This is a genomic window from Rufibacter sp. LB8 (assembly GCF_014876185.1).
Classification (GTDB): Bacteria; Bacteroidota; Bacteroidia; order Cytophagales; family Hymenobacteraceae; genus Nibribacter.
The window spans coordinates 2,390,518-2,413,210 of sequence record NZ_JADALJ010000001.1 but is presented as its reverse complement, the minus strand read 5'-3'; the positions used below and the strand labels follow the sequence as shown (position 1 = coordinate 2,413,210).

At 52.0% G+C, this 22,693-nt stretch carries 19 protein-coding genes and 1 pseudogene; 10 read left to right on the top strand and 10 right to left on the bottom strand.

All coding sequences use genetic code 11. From position 1 onward, the window contains the following. The first annotated feature begins 191 nt into the window (after window positions 1–191). Window positions 192–1,082, top strand: coding sequence for a succinate--CoA ligase subunit alpha (gene sucD / locus IMY23_RS10210; RefSeq protein ID WP_192821986.1), 891 nt, complete (start codon window positions 192–194; stop codon window positions 1,080–1,082). Between the two features lie 552 nt (window positions 1,083–1,634). On the opposite strand, the gene IMY23_RS10205 is transcribed toward sucD, so the two are convergent. Next, window positions 1,635–2,570, bottom strand: a complete 936-nt coding sequence (locus tag IMY23_RS10205; protein WP_192821985.1) for a hydrogen peroxide-inducible genes activator — start codon at window positions 2,568–2,570, stop codon at window positions 1,635–1,637. 182 nt (window positions 2,571–2,752) lie between these two features. On the opposite strand from IMY23_RS10205, the gene IMY23_RS10200 reads away from it, so the two are divergent. Next, window positions 2,753–3,226, top strand: coding sequence for a Dps family protein (locus IMY23_RS10200; protein WP_192821984.1), 474 nt, complete (start codon window positions 2,753–2,755; stop codon window positions 3,224–3,226). Between the two features lie 426 nt (window positions 3,227–3,652). Here IMY23_RS10200 and rny read toward each other — a convergent pair whose 3' ends face one another. The 6 genes from rny to radC all read right to left on the bottom strand — a co-directional run bounded on the left by rny (window position 3,653) and on the right by radC (window position 10,908). Further along, window positions 3,653–5,245, bottom strand: coding sequence for a ribonuclease Y (gene rny, locus IMY23_RS10195; protein ID WP_192821983.1), 1,593 nt, complete (start codon window positions 5,243–5,245; stop codon window positions 3,653–3,655). 58 nt (window positions 5,246–5,303) lie between these two features. After that, window positions 5,304–5,594 (bottom strand): cell division protein ZapA, encoded by a 291-nt coding sequence (locus IMY23_RS10190; RefSeq protein WP_192821982.1) that lies wholly within the window; start codon window positions 5,592–5,594, stop codon window positions 5,304–5,306. A 177-nt stretch (window positions 5,595–5,771) separates the two neighbouring features. Continuing rightward, window positions 5,772–6,068, bottom strand: a complete 297-nt coding sequence (locus IMY23_RS10185) for a hypothetical protein (RefSeq protein WP_192821981.1) — start codon at window positions 6,066–6,068, stop codon at window positions 5,772–5,774. 1 nt (window position 6,069) lies between these two features. Beyond that, on the bottom strand, window positions 6,070–8,484 hold the full coding sequence (pheT, locus tag IMY23_RS10180) for a phenylalanine--tRNA ligase subunit beta (RefSeq protein WP_192821980.1): 2,415 nt from the start codon (window positions 8,482–8,484) through the stop codon (window positions 6,070–6,072). A gap of 271 nt (window positions 8,485–8,755) precedes the next feature. Next, a complete protein-coding gene (locus IMY23_RS10175) occupies window positions 8,756–9,358 on the bottom strand; it encodes a DUF1684 domain-containing protein (protein ID WP_192821979.1) in 603 nt (200 codons plus the stop codon). 845 nt (window positions 9,359–10,203) lie between these two features. Then, window positions 10,204–10,908 (bottom strand): DNA repair protein RadC, encoded by a 705-nt coding sequence (gene radC / locus IMY23_RS10170; RefSeq protein WP_192821978.1) that lies wholly within the window; start codon window positions 10,906–10,908, stop codon window positions 10,204–10,206. A 207-nt stretch (window positions 10,909–11,115) separates the two neighbouring features. On the opposite strand from radC, the gene IMY23_RS10165 reads away from it, so the two are divergent. From IMY23_RS10165 to IMY23_RS10140, 6 genes and pseudogenes are all read left to right on the top strand, one after another. Beyond that, window positions 11,116–12,345: a metallophosphoesterase gene (locus IMY23_RS10165; protein ID WP_192821977.1), complete on the top strand. Its 1,230-nt coding sequence runs from the start codon at window positions 11,116–11,118 to the stop codon at window positions 12,343–12,345. A gap of 255 nt (window positions 12,346–12,600) precedes the next feature. Next, window positions 12,601–13,410, top strand: a complete 810-nt coding sequence (locus IMY23_RS10160; protein WP_192821976.1) for a hypothetical protein — start codon at window positions 12,601–12,603, stop codon at window positions 13,408–13,410. Window positions 13,411–13,491: 81 nt separating this feature from the next. Next, window positions 13,492–14,184 (top strand): carboxypeptidase-like regulatory domain-containing protein, encoded by a 693-nt coding sequence (locus tag IMY23_RS10155; protein WP_192821975.1) that lies wholly within the window; start codon window positions 13,492–13,494, stop codon window positions 14,182–14,184. Window positions 14,185–14,322: 138 nt separating this feature from the next. Then, window positions 14,323–15,300: pseudogene (locus IMY23_RS10150) on the top strand (PLP-dependent cysteine synthase family protein); the annotation flags it as partial. A 185-nt stretch (window positions 15,301–15,485) separates the two neighbouring features. After that, entirely contained in the window at window positions 15,486–16,766 is a 1,281-nt protein-coding gene (locus tag IMY23_RS10145) for an ATP-binding protein (RefSeq protein WP_192821973.1), read from the top strand. After that, window positions 16,763–17,179 carry a response regulator gene (locus IMY23_RS10140; RefSeq protein WP_192821972.1) on the top strand — a complete coding sequence of 139 codons (417 nt, stop codon included), beginning with the start codon at window positions 16,763–16,765 and terminating at the stop codon, window positions 17,177–17,179. Before IMY23_RS10145 ends, IMY23_RS10140 begins: the two co-directional genes overlap by 4 nt. Window positions 17,180–17,323: 144 nt before the next feature. On the opposite strand, the gene IMY23_RS10135 is transcribed toward IMY23_RS10140, so the two are convergent. From IMY23_RS10135 to ade, 3 genes are all read right to left on the bottom strand, one after another. Next, window positions 17,324–18,160 carry a sulfite exporter TauE/SafE family protein gene (locus tag IMY23_RS10135; protein WP_192821971.1) on the bottom strand — a complete coding sequence of 279 codons (837 nt, stop codon included), beginning with the start codon at window positions 18,158–18,160 and terminating at the stop codon, window positions 17,324–17,326. A 360-nt stretch (window positions 18,161–18,520) separates the two neighbouring features. Beyond that, window positions 18,521–18,979 carry a DUF2750 domain-containing protein gene (locus IMY23_RS10130; protein WP_192821970.1) on the bottom strand — a complete coding sequence of 153 codons (459 nt, stop codon included), beginning with the start codon at window positions 18,977–18,979 and terminating at the stop codon, window positions 18,521–18,523. 58 nt (window positions 18,980–19,037) lie between these two features. Then, window positions 19,038–20,678, bottom strand: a complete 1,641-nt coding sequence (gene ade / locus IMY23_RS10125) for an adenine deaminase (protein ID WP_192821969.1) — start codon at window positions 20,676–20,678, stop codon at window positions 19,038–19,040. A 295-nt stretch (window positions 20,679–20,973) separates the two neighbouring features. On the opposite strand from ade, the gene cmk reads away from it, so the two are divergent. Further along, entirely contained in the window at window positions 20,974–21,669 is a 696-nt protein-coding gene (gene cmk / locus IMY23_RS10120) for a (d)CMP kinase (protein ID WP_192821968.1), read from the top strand. A gap of 98 nt (window positions 21,670–21,767) precedes the next feature. Next, the gene (locus tag IMY23_RS10115; RefSeq protein WP_192821967.1) at window positions 21,768–22,661 is read left to right on the top strand and encodes a 4-hydroxy-3-methylbut-2-enyl diphosphate reductase; all 894 of its coding nucleotides are present in this window, start codon (window positions 21,768–21,770) and stop codon (window positions 22,659–22,661) included. Window positions 22,662–22,693: the final 32 nt, after the last annotated feature.

Genomic DNA, 22,693 nt, shown 5'->3' with positions numbered 1-22,693 from the left:
TGAAAAGTCATTTTTGCTTATCGTATTGTGTTTTCGGCCTCGTTTCCAGAAATGAGCCCCAAAACGCCGGTGCTTGGCCAGCTAGCTTATTCCGGCTTCTTAGTTTGCAAGCGCGGCAAAAAAGCCTATTTTTGCGTACAGTTTCAAAAAGCTTAAACCAGACCGTTCATCTTTCACATAATCCACTACACATGAGTGTTTTAGTAAATAAAGATTCCAAAGTGATTGTGCAGGGCTTCACCGGCTCAGAGGGTTCCTTCCACGCACAGCAAATGATTGAGTATGGTACCAACGTGGTAGGCGGCGTAACCCCGGGCAAAGGCGGTGCCATGCACCTGGACCGTCCCGTGTTCAACACCGTGGCCGAAGCCGTGCAGAAAGCCCAGGCCAACGTGTCTATCATTTTCGTGCCGCCGGCGTTTGCCGCTGATGCTATCATGGAAGCCGCCGATGCCGGGATTGAAGTGATTGTATGCATCACCGAAGGAATTCCGGTGAAAGACATGGTGGCCGCCAAAAACTACATCAAAAACAAAGCGGTTACTTTAATCGGGCCAAACTGCCCAGGTGTGATCACGCCAGGAGAGGCGAAAGTTGGTATCATGCCTGGTTTCGTGTTCAAGCCGGGTAGAATTGGCATTGTTTCTAAATCAGGTACGTTGACCTATGAAGCCGCTGATCAGATTGTGAAAGCCGGTTTGGGTATTTCTACCGCCATCGGTATCGGGGGTGACCCTATCATTGGAACGCCAACCAAAGACGCGGTGCAACTGTTGATGGAAGACCCGGAGACCGATGCCATTGTAATGATTGGTGAGATTGGTGGTAACTATGAGGCCATGGCCGCAGAGTACATCCGCTCTACCGGCAATAAAAAGCCAGTGGTTGGTTTCATTGCCGGCCAAACCGCTCCAGCCGGACGTAGAATGGGCCACGCCGGTGCCATCATTGGCGGTGCCGATGATACCGCTGCTGCCAAAATGCGCATCATGCGTGAAAACGGCATCTTCGTGGTAGATTCTCCCGCTGAGATTGGCGACACTATGCTGAAAGCCTTGAAAGGCGAAGCCACCAACGCGTAAGTTCTAATAACCTATAAATGTTGAAAGGCCACTCTGTAAAGAGTGGCCTTTTTTTTGCTCCAGTCCCCGGCCCAAAGGAGAGGCGAGAAATCTGTAGAAGCGTTCCAAAAAGCAGTTGTGCGAAGAGTTAGCAATAGCGCTCTTTGCACGTACCGGGCAGCCAATCTCCAGATTGGCGTGAAAAGAATGGACATCGGCGGAGACGCTCGTAGGTCTTGCAGACGCTACGAGGTCTTTGGAGCAAGCGATAATACGAGTTCAACCGCAGGAGACAAGGCTGTGCCTGGTCTCTACAGAATCTGGTTTTACCTTCATTTCCAATTCAGAGCCCGAAATCAGCATTTACTGCCGCAAGTTTAGCGCCAGCGTAACTTGTGGCTTACAACCGAGTGAGTTTGTTAACTCACGTATAAAGTATACATATGTAAGTTTATAAACTTACTCAGTGAAAAACCACAAGTTACGCTGGCGCTAAACTTGCGGTAGGTATAAATTCTGGTTTTGCTCTCAATTCAAATCTGGAGCCCGAAAACGCTAAAACAGACGCACTAATTACTTAATCTTCACCACCCGCACCGGGTTGCGCTCCCGCATTTCTAAGGGCACGTGCGCCAGAATCACATTGCGGAGCGATTCTATCATTTTCTTCTTCAGGAAACTGCGATGGACAACCAGACTGACTTCGCGCAGGGGCTGCGGTTCTGCGAAAGGTCTTACCAACGCAAATTTCTCCGGGGACAGCTCCCGCACCGATAGTTCTGGTAGCAGGGTCATGCCGCTCTGGGTTTCCACAATGCGCTTGAGGGTTTCCAGGGAGCCGCTTTCATAGTCAATGTGCACGTTTCTGATGCCTTTGGCGCGGTTGCAGAGTTGCAGGACCTGGCTCCGGAAGCAATGGCCGTCGTTGAGGAGCCAAAGGTCGGTGGGGTCAATGGTTTCGGGGGTGATTTCCTGTTGGGCGGAGAGTGGGTGGGAGGGGTGGAGGTACCCTACAAAGGCTTCGTAGAAGAGCGGTACCTCCACCATAGTTTTGTCATGCAGGGGCGTCACCAGCAAGCCCACGTCCAGGAGTTCCAGTTTCAGTTTTTCTATAATGTTGGCCGTCACCAGTTCCTGAATGGAGATGTGCACGTCTGGGAATTTCTGGATAAAATCTGTGATGAACAGCGGAATCAGGTACGGTGCCAGGGTGGGAATTACGCCAATCCGGAGTTCGCCGGAAATGCCGTCGCGCTGCGTTTTCACCAGTTCGGCAATTTTCTTGAACTCGGCCATGGCCACCCGCGCCTGCGCAATGATTTCCTTGCCCAGTTCGGTGGGCCGCACGGGCACGCGGCTTCGGTCAAAAACCTGCACGCCCAGCTCTTCCTCCAGTTTCTGCAGCTGCATGCTCAGGGTGGGCTGGGTCACAAAGCATTTCTCGGCGGCCGTGGCGAAGTGGCGGTACGTGTCAACGGCCAGCAGGTATTCCAGTTGCGTGTGGGTCATGGGCAGTGCGTTTTTGGCCTCTGTTTCCCAAACGGGCGCCAAACCGACGGATCCAGGAAGCAGGGTAAAGATAATAGATTTTCTCTATGGCCGGTGGGTGCTTATCAAGCGGTTGAATGTAATCGTTTCAATCGGATTCCCGTATGGGAAGTACAATCGTTTTACTCTACTAATTAAAATTCATGGAATCACATAATGAACTGGGCCTGGCCCGCCGCGACACCAAAGACCTGGCCGTGAAATTGAACGAACTGCTAGCCAATTACCACGTGTATTACCAGAACCTGCGCGCTTTCCACTGGAACATCAAAGGCGGAAACTTCTTCGCGCTGCACGCCAAATTTGAGGAACTCTACACCGAGGCCTTCGAGACCATAGACGAGATTGCCGAACGCATCTTGACCCTGCGCCACACGCCCATGCACAGCTTCTCAGATTTCCTGGCCACTTCTACCGTGCAGGAGCGCAAGGGATTGAGTTCTGACGTAGACACTGTGGCTGCCACCGTGGAAAACATTGGCCAGATTATCCAACTGGAGCGCGACGTGTTAGCCTTGGCCGCTGAACTGGACGACGAAGGCACGCAAGGTCTTATCAGCGATGACCTCAATGCCCTGGAGAAAAACCTTTGGATGCTAAATGCTTTCCAAGGATAAATAATAACCTCACCTCCGACCCCTCTCCCGTAGAGAGGGGAGCCCCAATTTCCGTTTTCGGGCTCTGATTTGGAAAAAAAGCAAAAACCGCAGTTCTGGTGATAGCCCGAGCTGCGGTTTTTTAATGGTATTTCAGATTTGTACGGACAGGGCTTGACCTGTCCCGAGCGCATTGCTTTCTGTATTTGATAATTTATCTGCTGGTGTAAACATCCCCCTTCGCCCCCTTCAATGGGGGAATTTGCGGTTGGTAAACGTTCTTACTTCGGCCACCGTTCAGGACAGGTCGCGACCTGTCCGTACCTTAATAAGCAAAGGCAAAAATAAAAAAACGCCCTTCACTCCACAGAGCAAAGGGCGTTTTTGGCTTCACTTCCAGTTTAGAGCCCGAAAACGGACTAATCACTGAACACAAATAACTAATTACTATTTAGCGTAAGAAACCGAGCGCATTTCCCTGATGACCGTGATTTTAATCTGGCCTGGGTACTGCATCTCTTTCTCAATCTTCTGCGAAATATCAAACGACAACTGTGAGGCACGCTCGTCGGTGACGTTATCAGCGTCAACCACTACACGTAACTCACGGCCGGCCTGAATGGCATAGCACTGGTTTACGCCTTCAAACGAGTGGGCAGTTTCTTCCAGTTCTTTCAGACGTTTGATGTACGACTCCATGATTTCGCGGCGGGCACCTGGGCGTGAGCCGGAGATGGCATCACAGGACTGGATGATTGGCGAAATCATAGCGGTCATCTCTACCTCGTCATGGTGAGCACCGATGGCGTTGCACACGTCTGGGTGTTCTTTATACTGCTGGGCCAACTGCATACCAATTATAGCGTGCGGTAATTCTGGCTCCTCGGTGGTCACTTTCCCAATGTCATGGAGCAAACCGGCGCGTTTGGCGTGTTTCACGTTCAAGCCTAGTTCGGCGGCCATGGTGGCGCAAAGGTTGGCTACTTCGCGGGAGTGCTGCAGCAAGTTCTGGCCGTAGGAAGACCTGAAACGCATGCGGCCCACCATTCTGATTAGTTCTGGGTGCAGCCCATGAACGCCGAGGTCAATGGCGGTACGCTCGCCAATCTCCACAATCTCGTCGTCAATGCTTTTCTTGGTTTTGGCCACCACTTCCTCAATACGGGCGGGGTGAATTCTGCCATCGGCCACCAAGCGGTGCAAGGAAAGGCGGGCAATCTCACGGCGCACAGGGTCGAAACCAGAGATGATAATCGCTTCTGGCGTGTCATCCACAATAATCTCTACGCCAGTAGCTGCTTCCAAAGCTCTGATGTTCCGGCCTTCACGACCAATAATCTTCCCTTTGATATCGTCTGACTCAATGTTGAAGATAGAGACGCAGTTCTCAATGGCGTGCTCGGCGGCGGTGCGCTGAATGGTCTCAATCACTACCTTTTTGGCTTCTTTGGTAGCGGTGAGCTTGGCCTCGGCCACAATGTCTTTGATGTAAGAAGAGGCGCGGGTAGAGGCTTCTGATTTCAGGTTTTCTACCAATTGCTCGCGGGCTTCATCGGCAGACAGATTCGCGATGCGCTCCAGGCGGCTCAGGATTTCGTGGTGGTCTTGCTCTACCTTGGTCAGCTTGTCTTTGTACTGGGCCTCCAGGTCTTCTTTGCGCTTGTTGAAGCCTTCCAGCTGTTGGTTCAGCTTGTTCTGGAGAACGTCTGTGTCCTGCTCTTTTTTCTTGAGGTCTTCCAGCTGTTTGTTGATCTGCTGCTCGCGCTGCTTGACCTTGTTTTCATTCTGGATGATGATGTTCTTCTTGTGGTTGGCCTGCTCCTCGTGCTCGGCTTTCAGCTTCAGGAAATGTTCCTTGGCTTCCAGCATCTTGTCTTTCTTCTGGGTCTCGGCTTTTACTTCGGCCTCTCTAATGATAAGTTTGGCGCGCTCGGTGGCTTGTTCTTCTTGCTCTTTGAAGAGCTTGAGCAGCAGCACGCGGCCGGCGTAGAAACCCACGCCCAAGCCCACAACGGCGGCTAAAATGATATAAATAGTCATGACTACAACTTTAAAGGGTTATAAAGTATAGCAATGACACTTGGCTAACAGAACCGGTTTACCCGAGCTGCAGGGAAGAGAGCAATTGGTTTAAAGAAGAGAGTTTCTGTTCCAGCGTGAGCTGGGTTTCTACGGCGGCGTCTTCCGTTTTTATCTTGTCAGCGGCGGTTTCCAGCGCAATCATGGCCAGCAGATCCTGCTTGTCATGAATCCCGAACTGCTCCCTGAACATGCGCAGGCGCTCATTTAGAAACTTTCCGGCTTGCCGCAGCCTTTCTTCCTCGTCCTCGTTTACCCGCATCGGATATTCGCGGTCTGCTATCTTGATTCTAATAGATAACTCACTCATGTCCAGATGCTATTTAAGGGCGGCCTTGGCGCGTTGGTTCTTTAAAAGGTTGTTCTGCAGTCTCAAAATTGTGTAAAAATGCTGCATGGCATGCCTTGGGTTCTATCTCTATGGTCAGCGTGCGGGGCACGCGGTAAAATGTAAAGAAACAACACGCGAACAGGACCACCCGTTCTTCTATTCCCGTAAATAAGCGATGCACTTGTCAATCTCGCGCAAGTACTCGTTTATCTTCAGCTTCAACTCCGTTGAATTAGTAGTGTCTACTGCTATGGTTTGTACAATTTTACTAATATTATCTTGATTCTGAAAATTTTTTATCTCCGCGTCCTTCTCCTGAATGACCTGCTGCAGCCGCGCAATTTCCTGCTGGGCCGCCAATAGCCGTTCTTTGCCCGCCTGGTACTGCTGTACCAACTGGTGCACTTTGCCCTCAATGGCCTGTATTTGGTTAAGGTAGCTTTTGTTGGGCATCTTATTTCCTGATAACGGCTCCTAGCTGGTGCTCAAACTGTTGCATCAAACGCCCCATGGTGGCATCAATCACTTTGTCGGTGAGCGTTTGGTTCTGGTCTTGCAACGTGAAGCTGATGGCGATGGCTTTCTTGCCGGCTTCAATCTTGTCGCCTTCATACACGTCAAACACGTTCACGTCTTGCAGCAGTTTGCGCTCCACGCGCTGGGCCACTTGTTTAATCTGGTCAAAAGATACACTTTTTTCCACCACCAAAGACAAATCGCGGCGCACCTCCGGGAATTTAGACAGTTCAGAGAACACCAACTTGTTTTTGTAGTTGCGCAGCAGGTAATCCCAGTTCAGCTCGGCGTACCAAACGGGTTCTTTTACGTCTATCTGCTTGCACACACTTTCCTTCAGCAACCCGATATGGCCCAAGACCACGTCGCCTTTCTGGTACGTCACGCCACCGGCTAAATAAGGATGCTCGGTAGGCTTGGTGGTATAGTTCGGCTGACGGCACAGCGTAAGTACCTGTTGCACTTGTCCGGCTAAATCATGGAAGCTCGCCTTCGCCGTGGCCTGCTGCCAGCTTTCGGCGGCTTGGTTGCCCGTTTGGAAAAGTGCTAAGAAATTATTCTCCTTGAATTTCTCGCCGTCTTTGCGGTACACTTTGCCAATCTCAAACACTTTGAGGTCGCGCTGGCGTCGGTTGATGTTGTGGCGCAAAACTTCCAAGCCAGAATACACCAAGGTCAAACGCATGGCATCTAAATCTTCTGAATTGTAGTTCAGGATAGGCACCAGTTCCGGCGGCGTATTGCCTTCGGCGTCTTTGTAGTAATTGGAGTTGGTGAGCGAGTTGGTGATGATTTCCAGGAAACCGTTGGCGGCCAACGCGTCTGCCACGCGCTTGGTGATTACCTCTGGGTCTGGGTTGGGGAACTGCGCCAAATAACTAGCCGCCAGATTGTCGCTCAGCGTGATGTTGTTGTACCCGTAAATACGAAGCACTTCCTCCACCACATCGGCCTCACGGGTCACATCTACTTTATACGCCGGAATAGTCAGCAATAAATCCTCTGCGGTTTCCTCGGCTATTTCAATGCCTAAATCCGTGAGAATTTCTTTGATTCTGGCTTCGCCGATATGCTGACCAATCAGTTGGTGTACCTTCGCGTAGCTTACTCTGATTTGCGTTGGCTGCACCGGCGTTGGGTACACGTCTACAATCTCCGACGAAATTTCGCCCCCGGCTACTTCCTGAATCAACAGCGCTGCCCGTTTCAAAGCCGTGATGACCATGTTAGGGTCGGTGCCGCGCTCAAACCGGAACGAAGAATCTGTCTTAATCCCGTGCGTCTGGCTCGTTTTCCGGATGCCGGCTGGGGAGAAGTAAGCGCTTTCCAAAAAGATATTCTGCGTCTCAGCCGTTACACCGGAGTTCAACCCGCCGAACACACCGGCCAAGACCATAGGCTCCTCGGCGTTGCTGATGGTTAAATCTTCAGCGCGCAACGTGCGTTCAATGCTGTCTAAGGTGGTGAACTTGGCTCCTTCAGAAGCGTTTTTCACAATGATTTTACCGCCTTTGATTTTGGCCGCGTCAAACGCATGCAACGGTTGCCCCAGTTCATGCAGCACGTAATTGGTCACGTCTACCACATTGTTAATAGGTGACAAACCAATGGCCCTTAACCGCTGCTGCAACCACTTGGGCGACTCCTGCACTTTTACACCAGAGATGGTCACGCCCGCATAACGCGGACAAGCCTCTGTATTCTCAATCTCAACTGAAATAGGCAGATTGGTATTGGCCACGTTGAAACCGCTCAAATCTGGCAGTTGGTACGGTGTTTTCAGCAATGCCTGCAAGTCGCGGGCCACGCCCAAGTGGGAGGCTGCATCTGCGCGGTTAGGCGTCAAGCCAATCTCAAACACCTCGTCAGACGCCAGCCCGAAATAGTCCGCAGCCGGGGTTCCGTTGGGTAAATCGGTGTCCAGCACCAAAATTCCGTCGTGGTCGGTTCCCAAGCCAATTTCATCTTCGGCGCAAATCATGCCTTCAGACAGCGCGCCGCGTATTTTCGATTTCTTGATTTGAAAAGGTTCGCCGCCCGCCGGGTACAGGGTAGCGCCCACGGTGGCCACCACCACTTTCTGGCCCGCCGCCACGTTGGGCGCGCCGCAGACAATGTGCTTGGGCTCGGCTTCGCCAATGTCTACGGTGGTCACGCTCAGTTTGTCGGCGTCTGGGTGCTTAGCGCAGGTGAGCACCTGGCCAATGACCATGCCTTTCAGTCCGCCGGGCACTACTTCCACGGTGTCAATGCCTTCCACCTCTAGACCGGCATCGGTGAGGAGTTTGCCTACTTCTAAGGCGGGTTTATCTATGGTAATTAAAGTCTTGAGCCAATCTAATGATATGCGCATGGTGTTCTGTGGGTTACGGGTGCAGCCTGTGCCGCGCTAGACGGCCATTTCTGGACTACAATTTTCAAAATTACCAAAAACTGGTAAACATGGTGCTGCCGGGGGAATTTTTATGACCTCACCCCCGGCCCCTCTCCCACGGAGAGGGGAGTGGATTTTCCGTTTTCGGCCTCAATTCTGGAAATGAAGCCGAAAACGGCTTGGCGCAGACGCTCGCAGGTCCTCCGGACGCTACGAGGTCTTTTGAGTCAGCGGTTTTACAAACGCAGGATTATTTGAACTCCTTCTCGCCCGCTGGGATTTTTACTTTCAAGCGGTTTTCTGCCGGGGGCATGGGGCACGCGAAGGCCGGGTTATAGGCGCAGAACGGGTTATAGGCCTTGTTGAAGTCCAGCACAATGGTTTTGCCGTTGGGGATGGCGTCTAGGTAGCGGCCGCCGCCGTAGGTCTCGAACCCGTTGGTCTGGTCTGTGAACGGAATGAACAAAGTGTCTGAAGCGGCTCCGGCTTTTTGGTACAGCGTGAGCGTGTGGGTGTTTCCATCCAGCTCAAATTCGGCTTTGCCTTTGATGAAGTAGGGCTCTTTGGTACCGGTGGTCATGGGCATGGATACGGGCTCTGCGCGTTCCTCCGGTAGAAAATCTGCGGTGACTTCGTAATCGCGGGTGGGGTCGTAGTAGGTGAGTTTCCGGAACAGGCGGCGTAAAGAATCTGGCAGCGGCGAGCGGGTCACGCTGGAGAAGGAGAGGTCTTTGCTCTCGCGGAATTTCAGAAGGGCCTGGTTGTAGCTTTCATCATTATAGAACAGGTCCTTTACCAAATATCCGAAGATGACCAGGAGCCCGAAGAAGATGACGTATTTAATTCTTTTCATGGTTTGCCAATTGACGGGCAAAGGTCGGAAAGAAATTGATATGACGTTGGGGTTTGTTAAAGGGGGGGGATTATGTGATTCTAAGTATTCGTTAGCTGAAAACCCAAAACGGTCATCCTGAGCATTCTTGCTGTGAGAGCCTAACCGGTCATCCTGAGTATTCTTTAACCGAAATACAAAAACGGTCATCCTGAGCCTGTAGAAGGATCTAACGAAGATTCTTTCTTTCCTTTTCGCAATTTTTATAGTAGTGCAGATAATTCTACGCCGTTGTTGTTATCACCAACGACCAAATCTGCGGTTCATTCATCTTTTGTGCACGCCATTTGCCTTCCTTCCAAATGATCGCTTACTCCTGAGTTCTACAAGACGGCCTTTTGCATAGCCGGGCTCCGAGCGCTCACGGCCGCGAGGCCCCGCCTTCCCCTCTCGCACTGCCCGTCTTGGCCATAACCGCTGTCTGCATTTAGCTTCTGCCATACAAGGCCAACCCGCGAGGCGCTCGATGGAAAGGCTGGAAAAGGTGCGGGTTCAAGCGCAGTCTGCCAGGTAAGACCTCACAGGTTTCCAAAACCTGTGAGGTCTAGAACGTTTTCGGGCTCTGTTTTGGAAATGGAGGCGAAACTGGGCAATGCGTGGTAGAGACAAGGCAGTGCCTTGTCTCTACGGTTGAGGACCCGACAAACGCCTGCTCAAAAGACCTGTAGTGTGCGCAGCTCCTACGAGTTTCTCCGCCTTTTCCCGTTTTCTGCTCCATTTCCAATCCAGAGCCCGAAAACGCAAAAGGCCGATGTCACCCCACATCGGCCTTGCAAAAAAAACAATCAACAATGAACAATCAACAATTACAAAAGGTCTTCATCGGCGAAGCTATAATAACTGCTATCCGTGAAAATCAAGTGGTCCAAAATAGGCAAGTCCAAAACCTTTCCGGCTTCCTGGAGTTTTTTGGTCAGGGAAATATCGGCGGCGCTGGGTTTGAGTTGGCCCGAAGGATGGTTGTGCACCAGAATGATGGCGCTGGCCAGGTTTTCCAGGGCGTGCTTGAAAATGAGTTTGGGGTCGGCCACGGTGCCGGCCACGCCGCCGCTGCTGATCTGGATCTTCTTCATGATGGTGTTGGCGCGGTTGAGCAAGATGATCCAGAATTCCTCGTGGGGCAAGTCCAGCAGGTGCGGCTTGATGTAGTCGTAAATGTCAGTGGAGCAGGTGATGCGGGTTTTGACGGCGGGCGCGGCTTCTTTGCGTCTTCGGCCCAGTTCCAGGGCGGCCACAATGGAGATGGCCTTGGCTTCACCAATACCTTTGTGCTTCTGCAGTTCCTTTACGGTGAGGCGGGCCAGGGCGTTGAGGTCATGGTCCACGGCGCTTAAGATTAGTTTGGCCACGTCTACAGCGCTGAGTTTGGGCGTGCCGGAGCCAATGAGAATGCCAATTAATTCGGCGTCTGAGAGGGCGGCGCGGCCTTTGAGCAGGAGTTTCTCCCTGGGGCGGTCTTCCTCGGCCCAGGATTTAATGGTGAGCGGCGCGGCGGCATACACAACTGACATACGGTGAAGGGTTTACGGGCTTAATTCTGAAATAAAATTGAACCTACAAGCCCCGCGCCCCTGAAATAGTTCACCAGAGGCGTACAATTTCCCGTACACCCCACGTTGTAGCAAATTATCTTCGGCCGTGAACGGAAGGCCTCTTGCTGAATGTTCAGCGGAGCAGCCTCCTGAAATCTGGCCCACGCCCTTGTTGTAAAAAGAAAAATGATTCGTCTGATCCTTACCTTAGTAGTTGTCTTCCTGATTGATTTATATGTCTTCCAGGCCATCCGGACGGTGGCGGGGGGCATGTCGCCCATGGCCAGAAAAGTGGTGTACTTCCTGTATTGGGGCATCAGTCTGTTCACCTTGGGTACTTTGTTGCTGGCTTTGTTGACCCGGGGCACCGCGCCCAACCCGGTGCGCATGCAGGTGGCCAACGTGCTGTTCATCCTGTTCGTCTCCAAGTTGGTGGTGGTGCTGTTTCTGTTCCTGGATGATTTGGTGAGAATGGGCCAATGGCTGTCAAACGCCATGCGCGCACCGGAAAAACCGAAGTTCGATTTGTCACGGCATAAATTCATGAGCCAGTTGGCGCTGGTGGTGGGGGCTATTCCGTTGGGGACCATGCTGTGGGGCATGGTGAAGGGCGCATATGCCTACCAGGTGAAGAAAGTAACCCTCAAGTTCCCTAACCTGCCGCCCGCCTTTGACGGGTTCAAGCTGCTGCAGATCACAGACATGCACGCGGGTAGTTTTTACTCAGGCGAACCCTTGCAGGAAGCAGTAGCCTTGATCAACAAACAGGCCGCTGACGTGGTGGTGTTCACCGGGGACATGGTCAACAACATGGCCACTGAAGTGGAACCGTACGTGCCCATTCTGGCCCAGATCAAAGCACCCAGCGGGGTGTACTCCATCTTGGGCAACCATGACTACGGCGATTATGTGCAATGGCCCAGCCCCGAGGCCCGCAAGAAGAACATTGACGACCTGAAGAGCCACCAACGCCGCGCCGGCTTTGACTTGCTCCTGAACGAACACCGCGTGCTGGAGCGCGACGGCCAGAAAATTGCGCTACTAGGCGTGGAGAACTGGGGCCACCGCATGAACTTCCCAAAATATGGTATTCTGTCTAAAGCCTACGCAGGTACGGAGCAATACCCGTTCAAAGTGCTGCTGTCGCATGACCCATCGCACTGGGACGGCGAGGTGAACCAGAAGTACCCAGACATTGACCTTACCTTGTCGGGGCACACGCATGGCATGCAGTTTGGCGTGAACATACCCGGGTTCAAGTGGAGCCCGGTGCAGTATGTGTACAAGCAATGGTCTGGCTTATATAAGAAAGGCAAGCAGTACCTGTACGTGAATGTGGGCCTGGGTTTCATTGGCTACCATGGTCGCGTGGGGTTCTTGCCAGAGATCACGGTGTTTGAGTTCAAGCGCGGGTAACAAGGCTGTAAAAGTTAAGCAGCGGCTAGATTTTTTTACAGCCGTTGGTGCAATTCCTGTTTTCGGGCTCATTTTCAGAAATGAGCCCGAAAACAGGAATTTTTTTGTCACAGGCTGATTTTGCAGAACTCTGGGCTTTCCGGCGTCTTTTTAAAGTACAACCCAACGGGAACATGGTGTCTGGCAATACGTACGTATGGGAGGCTGCCTTTGCAACGCGCGGCCGGTACATGTTAAACTGAAAGCAGAAAGCATATGAAAAAGCATTTTTTAATGGTAATGGCAGCCGGAGCCCTGGTTTTCTCCAGCTGTAGTGAAGACCGCGGTACCTCCACAGAAACCAATGAAAACGACAGCAGCACGCCAGACAATGCCGCGGGCAGTACCAATGACAGCACCACTTCCTACAACTATGAGACAGAGTACCGCGAACGCGCCAACCGCATGGCCACCCAGGTATCGCAGGACTTAACCTTAGACACCGCTGCCCAAGCCCGGTTGCGCACCGTTTTCTACAACCGCGCCCGCCAAATGGCCGACCTGGAAACCCGCTACAGCAGCACCAACCGCAGCGCCGGCATGACCGCAGACAACGGCGATAGCCGCACAGCCAGCTCCACTATTCCGCCAGACAATGACATGGCCATGCGCGAGAACAGCACCCGGTCTACCAGCACGGTGGGCGTGGCAGATTCGTACCCGGCGGGATATTACAAAGAAATGGAATCCATCAACTCCAACGTAGACATGGAAATGCGCGGTTTTTTAACGCCCCAACAATACCAGACCTTTGAGACCAACCGCACCAAATACTATGATGCAGACATCAAATACAAGATGGAAAACGGCGGAAAGATGAAGATTGACGGCGATGAGGCCAAAATGGAGATAGGCGACACCAAGATTAAACATGAAGGAGACGAGTCTAAGTATAAGTCTGACAACCTGAAAATCAAGAAAGACGGCGACGAGACCAAAATTAAGACAGACAACACCAAGATTAAGAAAGACGGCAATGAAACCAAGATGAAGTCTGGTGACACCAAAATAAAAATCGAGAATTAGGCGTTCTCTAGCTACTTTTGAAGGCTTGCCCGGTTATAAAGGCAAGCCTTCTGTTTTTATATTCGCTGCGCCGCCGTCTCTATGCTGAAAACCTTGTACCTGTTGCTTTTTCTGTGCTGTTCTCTGCTTTGGGCTAGCGTGGCGCTGGGGCAAGAACAAACCCGAAGTTTGGTGATCAGCGGCCAGGTGCTCAAAGAGAAAGACAAATCTCCCATTGCGGGCGTGTCTGTGTACCAGAAAAGTACCGGCCAGGGCCTGGCCACCGACGCCGCGGGCCGGTTCAGGATTCAGATTCCGGCTTCAGATACCTTAGTGTTTAGAGCCTTGGGCTTCAAGCAGAAACTGTACGTGCCCTCATTGCGCAGCGTGACCGAGATACGGGTGAACATTCTGCTGCAGGAAGAAAGCGTGCAGTTGCAGGAAGTGAAAGTGTCGCCGTTTGCTACGCCAGAGAAAGTGGACCGCGTTTTGCGCAACATGAAACCTAGGCCCGCGCCGCCCAAGCCCCGCATGAACCCCACCGTGCCGCGCATCATCATTCCGCCCGGGCCACCGGCAGAACCCAACATTTTTGAAAGCCCGCTTACGTTCTTGTGGGAGCAGTTTTCCAAGGAAGGCAAGCAGCGCGCGCGGCTCAAACAGCTCATGGAGGCCCGCGAGCGCGAAAAGGAATTGCAGCGGCTCATGCTTCGGCAAGACTCCATCAGGCAGGCCCGCATCAGGTATAACCGTTTCTTCAGAGACACCACCAGTTACTTTGACCCCCGCTGGTAAGCTAACCGCCGTTAGCCACGTCTGAAATATTTTAGTTACCTTTGCACCTGGTTCTCAGAGCTTGTTTATAATTTGATTTCGCTTGCGAAAGACACCTATATACAAACGCTCATAGCCCTGAATTTTAACGCATTGACTATGTATTTCAACAATATTGTAGAAGCCATCGGTAACACGCCCCTGGTGAAACTAAATAAAGTGACGGACGGCATCAAAGCCACCGTGTTGGCCAAGGTAGAATATTTCAACCCGGGCAACTCCGTGAAAGACCGCATGGCCCTGCGCATGGTGGAAGACGCTGAGAAAGCGGGCATCTTGAAACCGGGCGGCACCATCATTGAAGGCACCAGCGGGAACACCGGCATGGGTCTGGCCCTGGCCGCCATCGCCAAAGGTTATAAGTGCATCTTCACCATGTCTGACAAGCAGAGCCCTGAGAAGGTGAACATCCTCAAGGCCGTGGGCGCCGAAGTAATGGTTTGCCCCACCAACGTGCCGCCGGAGCACCCAGATTCTTATTACTCGGTGGCCAAGCGCCTGAACCAGGAAATCCCCAATTCGTTCTACCCCAATCAGTATGATAACCTGAGTAACACCGCGGCGCACTATGACACCAGCGGCCCCGAGATCTGGAACCAGACAGATAAGAAAATCACCTGCTTTGCGGCGGGCGTGGGCACGGGCGGTACCATCTGCGGCATCTCCAAATACCTGAAAGAGCAGAACCAAGCCATTAAAGTAGTGGGCATTGACACCTACGGCTCAGTGTTCAAGAAATACAAAGAGACCGGCATTTTTGACGAAGAAGAAATCTACGCCTACGCCACCGAAGGCATTGGCGAAGACATTCTGCCCAAAAACGTGGACTTCGACCTTATTGACACCTTTATTAAAGTAACCGACAAAGACGGAGCATTAATGACGCGCCGCCTGGCCAAGGAAGAAGGTTTGTTTGTGGGTTGGTCCTGCGGTTCTGCCGTACACGGCGCCCTGGAATATGCCAAGGAACACCTCACCGAAGACGACGTGTTGGTAGTAGTCTTGCCGGATCACGGCACCCGTTACCTGGGTAAGATTTACAATGATGACTGGATGCGCGCCCAAGGCTACATAGACTAACCTGGGCGGCCGTTTTTGCCCTCATTTCTGAAAACGAAGCCAAAAACGGCCGACCGTCTCTTGCGGTTGGCCGTTTTTGGCTTGTAGCTATCCTAAAAATGTCTAGTTTTGAAACAGTGGCCCTCGGGCCGATGATAACTTTCTGACGGTTATCGGCGTTCTTTCCTCAGACAGGACTTGACATGACCTTACCGGTACTTCTTTTTCAACTTCAAACGCAGATGACCACAGGTGCCGCTTCGGCAGACATGGGCTGGATGTACTGGGCCGGCGAGCTGCTGGCCGCCGGTGCGTACAGCCTGGTGGCGGTCCTGCTTTTCTTTCTGGGCGCCAAACGTGATGAATGGCCGCGCCGCCTGCTGTTCTTTCTGTTTGGGGTGCTGGCCACCATGGGCTCCTCTGTGCATTTCATCAACTTGCTGGGCACGCAGGAGTGGCTGGGCGTGTTGCTGGTGGTCAAACTGTTCTTCGGGCTGATTGCGGTGGTGGCGGCTTTTCTGCTGTTCAAGGCCATACCGGGCGTGCTGGCTATTCCCAGCACCAAAAAGCTGGAGAAAGCCAACGCAGACCTGCAGGCCCTGGTCCTGGACCGTGAACGCATAGAGCATGACCTCAAAGAAACCCAGGCCGAACTGGAGCGCCGCGTGCGCGAGCGCAGCAACCAACTCACCAAAGCCAACCGTGACCTGGAAAGGGAGGTGGAGAACCGGAAAAGCACTGAAAAACAGCTCATCGCCAAGAACTATGAACTGGTGCGCATCAACGCAGACTTAGATGACTTTGTGTACTACGCCTCGCGTGACTTAAAAGGCCCCGTGCTCAACGTGGCCGGTTTGGTAGACGCCCTCAGAGAAGACCTGCCGGCCGGAAATCCAGAATTCGCGCAGCTTTTTAGTCGGTTAGATGGGGCCGTGGCGCAGATCAACCAGAAATTGAACAACCTGGCCGAGGTGAGCCGCATTCAGCGCCCCGCCGAGGAAGCCCAGCAGACCACCGTTGCCTTTGACGAAGTCCTGGCCCAGGTGAAGGGTGATCTAACCGAAGCCCTGCAAATATCCCAGGCCCAAATTATCACTGATTTTTCGGCCGCGCCTACTCTTTCCTATTCCAAGGAGAACCTGCGCAGCCTGCTCTTCCACCTGCTTTCCAACAGCTTGAAATACCGTGACCCCGAAAGGCCTTTGACCGTGACGCTGAAGACGGAGGTGCAGGAGAAATTTGTGCGCCTCACCGTGCAGGACAACGGCATTGGCATGGATTTAAGCCGGCATGAGCAGCAGCTGTTCTCGTTGTTCCGGCGGTTCCATGACCACGTGGAGGGCTCCGGCCTGGGCCTGTACATCATCAAGCGCATCATAGATAATAACAGGGGCAAGGTGGAGGTGCAAAGCACCCTGGGGCAGGGAACTACCTTTTTCCTTTACTTTGTTAACCACCAGATAGAGACTGGAACAACTGTATGAAAAAAATAGAGGGCATTCTGCTCATTGACGACGACGATACGAACAACTTTTTGAATAACCGCCTGCTTTCGCGCATGCAACTCACTGACCGGATCAAGGAGTTCAGGAACGGCAAGCAGGCCTTTGATTACCTGTATAACATTAGTACCGGGCATTATGATGCCAGCAACCCAGAGTATTTCAAGCCGGCCCTGGTGCTGTTAGATATTAACATGCCGGTCATGGACGGGTTTGAGTTCATTGAACTGTTTGAGCGCCTGGATGCTGAATTCAGGAAAGACGTGGTGCTGGCCCTGCTCACCACCTCAGAGCACAACCAAGACACCGAGCGCGCCGCCGCCAGCAACATTGCCTACCTCACCAAACCGCTTACCTCAGAGAAAGTACAAAGCCTGCTGGAGCAATATTTTTAAGCGAAGCGGTTGAATTGATGTAGATTATTACGAAACGATGAAGGCGTTTTGGGGCTCATTTCCAGAAATGAGCCCCAAAACGCCTTTTGTTATTTTAAGGTGGAGGTGCTGAAAAGGAATGATGGCATCACTAAGGTTGAAGCCTTAAAACTCGTACTTCATAAAGATGTGCACTACCACGCTCAGGCCCGCCAAAATCAGACCAATGCCAATCATTTTCTCTGAGGTCTGCTGCGACGCCGCGTTTTTTCCTTTGATCACCTTCCCCAGAACGGCACCAAACGCGAAGGCCAGCATGAGCGGGAAGCTCTTGGCCCAGTCCACGTGGCCCAGCCAGTAATGCGAGGAGATGCCAGACAGACTGGTGATCACCAGAATAAACAAAGACGTGGAAATGGCAATCTGTGACGGAATCCTGAACGCCTTGATCATGATGGGTGTCTGCAGAAACCCGCCCCCAATCCCGAACAAGCCCGCCACGGTGCCCGTGCAAAGCCCCATGAACGCCATCAGGCTGCCGTTAAGCCGGTAGGCGGTGTGTTTGTTGTGGTTCTTCCGGATGAAGGAGGTGGGCATGCGGTTGAGGCGGTACATCATGCCCTGCTTGCGCTTCTGCTTTTTCTTGTAGGTGGCCAGCATGTAAATGCCCGTGCCCAGTACAAAAAACGAAAACAGGAACTGCATCTGCAGCACCGGCATGTACGCTACCAAAAACGCCCCAATCAAGGTGCCCACCATGGCCGGCAACTGCAGCAAAGAAGCCACCACGTAGTCAATGCTTTTCTCGCGGTAATTGAACACAGAGGCAATCAAGGAGGCTGGTAACAACGCGCACATGGCCGTGCCAATGGCCAACTCAATCGGGAATTTGAAGACAATGATGAGAATGGGCACCATGAATACACCGCCCCCAAACCCCACCAGCACCCCGAAGGCGCTCACGGCCACACCAATCACAAAAAGCAGGAGTTCAGTTACCAATAGTTCAGGTCAAAAAGGCTTCTCTTTCTCTACGGCGTAAGCGCAGGCAAGGTAGAGAAGAATTATAATAGGCGATGGTGCTGCTGCCCATGATTTGCGGCAAAACGCAGGTTGAAATAAGCACGAAGTTGAATGAGAACGTGGTTAAATTCCTGTTTTCGGGCTCGTTTTCAGAAATGAGCCCGAAAACAGATTAGCTGTAGGTTAAATATCTTTCCTTGATTTGTAGAACAATGAATAACCTAAATAAGAATGCTGTGGAAATAGAGATGTTCATTCAGTATCTAGGAAAATTATAGTACAGGAGAATTCATTAAATGTGGTTCTACTCTGGTAGAGTGACGAGAACGCATGTGAATTTTAACTTGCTATAATATCCCTTACTTGATTTTCTAAGTCTTCTAAGTTAATAAACTTTTGGAAGTCCAGGTTTTTGCCTTTCGCTTTAAGTTCTGTTGCTAATTCCAATACAAGATCCAAAGGATCGCTTTCATAGCCGAATAAATTTTGATCAAAATTGGTGCCTATTAAAAGTCCATCGGTATACATGCCAACACACCAATTCTCAAGGAATTCTGCCAAAGGGATTTCTGTAGGATGATAATCTTTCCAATCCTTCTGGGCACATGCCTGCGCCAATGCTTTTTCTGACCAAAAGCAAATCATAGGAATAGGATTCTCTTCATCGTCTTCATAGTTATTTGAACTTGATGTAGCAAAACCTTCTTTACCTTCAAGCCCAAATACACGACCAGACTCACATGCCTTGGTTATAAATGCTTCGTGCCTCTGTTTTACTGTGATAGAATCTTGTAACATATTAAAAAGTTATAGCTTATAGTTGTTAGATTATTGTCCTCTTTCTCTACCTAGCTTACTACTCCACTACCTCCACAAACTGGAAATGCTGCCCGTCAAACAGCCCTTTGTCTGAAAGTTTAAGAGCCGGAATCACTAGCAAAGCCATAAACGAAAGCGTCATGTACGGCGAAGTGAGCGTGCTGCCCAGGTCTTTGGCGGCTTGGTCCAGTTTGGCGTATTGCTCGGCTACCCAATACCCATCCTCGGCCGACATGATACCGGCCACCGGCAAGGGGAGGAGTTCTTCGCGGGCACCGTCTACCGCCGAGATACCGCCTTTGGCGTCAATCAACAGGTTCACGGCGCGGCACAGACTTTCATCGTCTACGCCCACAGCAATAATGTTGTGCGAGTCATGGCCCACGCTGGAGGCGATGGCGCCGCGTTTCAAGCCCACGTTATTGATGAAGGCCACGGCGGGTTCGGTGTTTTGGTAGCGGTTCACCACCGTCATTTTCAGCACATCCACGCTTGGGTCACTCACAATAAAACCGTTTTCTACCTTGGCATCCGTAGATACCATGCCGGTGATTAATTGCCCGTCATACGGTTCAATTACGCGTATTCTGGCACCTTTCTGACCCGCAAGTTGAAATTGCTCCACAGTTTTAGGCGCCGTGTTGAAGTTGTTTATGATCTCGCTGGGCGTGAATTCAATCTTGGTTTGGCCGTTCTCAGCCACTAACTGCCCGTTGATGTACGTCTGCAGAATGTTGAAGTCCTGCGGGTTGTCAATCACAATGAAATCAGCGGGGTCTTTTGGCTGGAGCAGGCCCACTTCCAATTTGTAGTGCTGCACGGGGTTTATGCAGGCGGCCTGTAGCACGTGGAACAAATCATGGCCTTTAGCCAGCCCGCGTTTCACCAGTTCATTGATGTGGCTTTCCACCAGGTTGTCGGGGTGCTTGTCGTCTGAGCAGAACATGATTTTTTCTGGGAATTCGCTCAAAAGCTCAATCAAGGCCTCAAAATTCTTGGCGGCGCTGCCTTCCCGTATCAGGATTTTCATGCCGGCGGCCAGTTTGTCGCGGGCCTCGTCGGCGGTGAAGCATTCGTGGTCGGTGGTCATGCCGGCGGCGGCGTAGGCATGGGCATCTTCGCCGCGCAGCCCGGGCGCGTGGCCGTCAATCTGCTTGTCGAACTTCTGCGCCAGCGTGATTTTCTGCATGACCAGGTCATCCTGGTTCAACACGCCGGGCCAGTTCATCATCTCGGCTAAATATTTTACTTCCGGCCGAAGAAACAGTTCCTCAATATCCTCTGGGGTGATTTCGGCGCCAGCCGTTTCAAACGGCGTGGCCGGCACACAAGACGGTGCCCCAAAGAAGAATTTGAACGGTACTTTCTTGCCATTGTCCAGCATGTATTCCACGCCTCTCAAACCCAGCACGTTGCCAATCTCGTGCGGGTCAGAGACGGTAGCCACCGTGCCATGCGGAACGGCCAGACGCGCGAACTCAGACGGCACCAGCATGGAACTTTCCACGTGCACGTGTGCGTCAATGAACCCGGGCAGAATGTACTGCGTTTCTGAAACCGGTTCCCGAATAATGGCCGATATGCGGCCATCAGTGATTTCAAGGGTGCCCTGGTAGGTGTCATGGTTCAGCACGTCTAGGATGGTACCGCTCACTTTGAAAAACCTGCGTGTTGCCATGGTATGTTTTGGGGTTCGTTTACGATTTGGAGGCCAGAAACAGAAAGGTACGTAAAAACACGTGGCGGTTCCGGCAGATAACGTGTATCTTTGCGCCCAAAGTTAATGGTTTTGAGAAAGATTTTTTCCCTTGGGTTGCTGTGGTGCGTGTTGTTGGGGGCGGTGAGCCCGGCCTGCACGCGCAAATCCACGTCATTGAGTAAGAAAACCAAAATTTTCCAGCGCCAGCAGCGCAGCGGCAAGGGAATTCCCTGCCCCACTAAAGATTGTTAATTTCTATTCCCAAGGCACTGGTATGAAGAAGATTGTTGTAGCCCTTGACGGGCACTCTTCGTGCGGTAAGAGCACTACCGCCAAGCAAGTGGCACAAGAACTAGGCTACGCCTACATTGACACCGGCGCCATGTACCGGGCCGTTACCCTCTATTTCCTGGAGCATTACATTGACCTCACCAACCCCAAAAAGGTACAGGAAGCCCTGGACAACATTGAGGTCACCTTTCACCGGAATGACAAAACGGGCCGCAATGAGGTTTTTCTGAACGGGCTCAACGTGGAGGACGAAATCAGGAAGATGTACATCTCCAACAAAGTGAGCGAGGTGAGCGTGCTGGCCCCGGTGCGCCATGCCATGGTGGCCGAGCAGAAGAAAATGGGCAAGCGCCGCGGCGTGGTCATGGACGGCCGCGACATTGGCACCGCCGTTTTCCCTGACGCCGAGGTGAAAGTGTTCATGACCGCCGATGTGGAGACCCGCGCCAAACGCCGCCAGGAAGAACTGCTGGAGAAAGGCCAACTGGTGCCCTATGACGAAATTGTAGAGAACCTGCAGAAACGCGACCACATAGATTCCACCCGTGCCGAAAGCCCTTTAAGACGTGCCGAAGATGCCCACCTGCTGGACACCTCACACATCACCATTGACGAGCAGGTGGACTTTGTATTAGATTTAGTGGCCACAGCGTTACTCCACAAAGAACTAGCCGACTAATCTGTTTGTTTAGAAGATGACGTAAGAAGAGAATCCAGAGGGAAGAGCCCTTGTTGGATCTGGCTTGTGTCTTTTATCTTGATACTTGTGTCTTTCATATGAATGTTACCATAGATCAGAATTCGGGGTACTGTTTTGGGGTGGAGTTTGCCATACAAATGGCCGAGGATGAACTGGAGGAAGTGGCAGAACTTTATTGCCTAGGCGATATTGTGCACAACCGCATGGAAGTGGAACGCCTCTATAACAAAGGCCTGCGTATTATTGACCGTGCCCAACTGCAGGAACTGCATGACTGCAAAGTCTTGATACGGGCCCACGGCGAACCACCAGAAACCTACCAAACCGCTTTAGAAAACAACCTAGAGCTGATTGACGCGTCTTGCCCCGTGGTACTCAAATTGCAGAATCGCGTGAAACATGCCTATGACTCCACCAAAGCCATCAACGGCCAGGTGGTACTCTACGGCCAGCAAGGCCACGCCGAGGTCATTGGCCTGGCCGGCCAAACAGGCAACGAAGCCATTGTGATTACCACCGAGGAAGACCTGGACCAACTGGATTTCACGCGCCCCATCACCTTGTTCAGCCAAACCACCAAAAGCACCAAAGGCTTCTACAAAATGAAGGAGCTGATTGAGCAGCGCGTGGCCGTCGCCAAGGCAAGTGGTGTGGAAGTGATTGATCTGGACGCCAATGACAGCATCTGCCGCCAGGTGTCTAACCGCGAGCCCCAACTGGAGAAATTCGCGCAGCTGCATGACGTGGTGGTGTTTGTGAGCGGCAAGAAAAGCTCCAACGGCAAAGCCCTGTACGCCGTGTGCCAGCGCGTGAACCCGCAGAGCTATTTTATAGAAAATGAAACCGAACTAGACAGGAGCTGGTTTGCCAACGCAACTTCCGTGGGAATCTGCGGCGCCACCTCCACGCCCATGTGGCTCATGCAACAGGTGGCAGACGCCATTCAAGCCCAGCAGCCGGTGGCCGTATAAAAGACACAACCTATATAGTAGAATATCAGTAT